The 2,135-nt window shown below is 60.2% G+C and carries 1 protein-coding gene and 1 pseudogene; one reads left to right on the forward strand and one right to left on the reverse strand.

Annotation, left to right across the window (positions count from 1 at the left end; genetic code table 11):
* A pseudogene (locus AC4PS6_RS05975) lies at window positions 1–953 on the reverse strand (M10 family metallopeptidase C-terminal domain-containing protein); the annotation flags it as partial.
* 995 nt (window positions 954–1,948) lie between these two features.
* Here AC4PS6_RS05975 and AC4PS6_RS05980 point away from each other — a divergent pair.
* On the forward strand, window positions 1,949–2,135 hold a 187-nt coding region (locus AC4PS6_RS05980), incomplete at its 3' end, for a hypothetical protein (RefSeq protein ID WP_492180751.1).

Below are 2,135 nucleotides of genomic sequence, written 5' to 3' on the forward strand. Positions count from 1 at the left end.
ACTGACATGGTGTCGATGTTGGGCTTGGGCTTATCAACGACTGGCAGGGTGTCGACGTTGGGCTTGGGCTTATCAACGACTGACATGGTGTCGATGTTGGGCTTGGGCTTATCAACGACTGGCAGGGTGTCGATGTTGGGCTTGGGCTTATCAACGACTGGCAGGGTGCCGACGTTGGGCTTGGCCTTATCAACGACTGGCAGGGTGCCGACGTTGGGCTTGGCCTTATCAACGACTGGCAGGGTGTCGACGTTGGGCTTGGCCTTATCAACGACTGGCAGGGTGCCGACGTTGGGCTTGGCCTTATCAACGACTGGCAGGGTGCCGACGTTGGGCTTGGGCTTATCAACGACTGGCAGGGTGTCGACGCTGGGTTTGGGCTTACCACCGACTGGCGTGGTGTCGATGTTGGGCTTGGGCCTATCACTTACTGGCGTGGTGTAGCCACTTGGCCGAGGCTGATCGGCTATCGGCTTGGTACCGCCGTTTGGCCGGGGCTGATCGGCTGCCGGCTTGGTACCGCCGTTTGGCTGAGACTGATCTGTTGCCCCCTTGGTACCGCCGTTTGGCTGGGGCTGATCGGCTGCCGGCTTGGTACCGCCGTTTGGCCGGGGCTCAGGAGTGGGTTTGGTATTTTCCTCTGCCATCGGATAGCAACGGGCCGTCACCACGTTGCCGGAATGGATGTCTCCAAGTCGAAGCAGCCCCGAGTTTAGACTCAATCCATACATTCGCTGCTGATGAGTGCGTGCCCCTATCAGCGGAGCAGAAAGATTAAGCAATTGAGAGTTTGTTGAGGCTTGTTTGTCGCCTGCTAAGTTCGCGTCGCGATGAAGGAAACTGGCAGCCTCACTTTCAGCTGGATTGCCAGAACGTAGCACCTGAGACGGCTGAGGGGCCGCGTTCGGTGTGGGCACATAATAATTTGCAGCGGGTGTATTTGCATTGATCATAATCACGTTTCTCAGTTAGTTAAAAACAACAACACAACACTTCACACGTAAGTCACCGGTGAATTCCTAGACATCCAACTTCATTAATAGCCATTCAAATCTTTAAGTCGATCAACCTCCCCTTCCGAGCCGCTACGGCCAGTCCGTGCATAACCGCCCACCCATTCAACCATTCACAACCCAAGAAAATTAATTACCCGACAAACCAATCTTTATATAAGTATCACAGCACCCGCTTTACTGACGAACATCAAGCCATTGCTGATTGTTTGCACTTATACACTGCGTAATACATGATTTGATTTTGCAACAGACTCGATTTAAATCGAGCAATCAGCGCGACTTTTTTACTTATAAAAGCAGCACGCTACTTGAACGTATTCAGCGTGCGGCTGCCGGTGAATGGCGCCCGTTCCAAGACCGCGCTGAATACGCCGACTGATCGTTTCGACTGGCAGCTCTCGGCTCGCAAGGATCCGGTTGCGGATCACAGGGATCTGGACGAGGCGTCGGCTCGCGGGTCACCGGCCATGGCCGGGGCTCACGCGGGTTCGGGCGCGGCATGGGCTCACACGGGTCTGGACGTGGTGTCGGCTCGCGGGTCTCCGGGCGTGGCCGGGGGTCACGCGGCTTCGGGCGTGGCGTTGGCTCACACGGGTCTGGACGTGGTGTCGGCTCGCGGGTCTCCGGGCGTGGCCGGGGGTCACGCGGCTTCGGGCGTGGCGTTGGCTCCCACGGGTCTGGACGTGGCGTCGGTTCGCGGGTCTCCGGGCGTGGCCAAGGGTCACGCGGGTGCGGGCGTGGCGTGGGCTTCCACGGGGCTGGACGTGGCGTCGGCTCGCGGGTCTCCGGGCGTGGCCGAGGGTCACGCGGCTTCGGGCGTGGCCGAGGGTCACGCGGCTTCGGGCGTGGCGTTGGCTCCCACGGGTCTGGACGTGGCGTCGGCTCGCGGGTCTCAGGCCGTGGCCTGGGTTCACGCGGGGACGGGCGCGGCTTTGGCTCACACAGGTCTGGACGTGGCGTCGGCTCACAAGGCTCTGGCCGTGGCTTCGGCTCACAGCGGTCCGGACTTGGCGTCGGCTCACAAGGCTCTGGCCGTGGCTTCGGCTCACAGCGGTCCGGACTTGGCTTCGGCTCACAAGGCTCTGGCTGTGGCTTCGGCTCACAGCGGTCCGGACTTGG

Source organism: Pseudomonas sp. DW-iso17 (assembly GCF_058725345.1).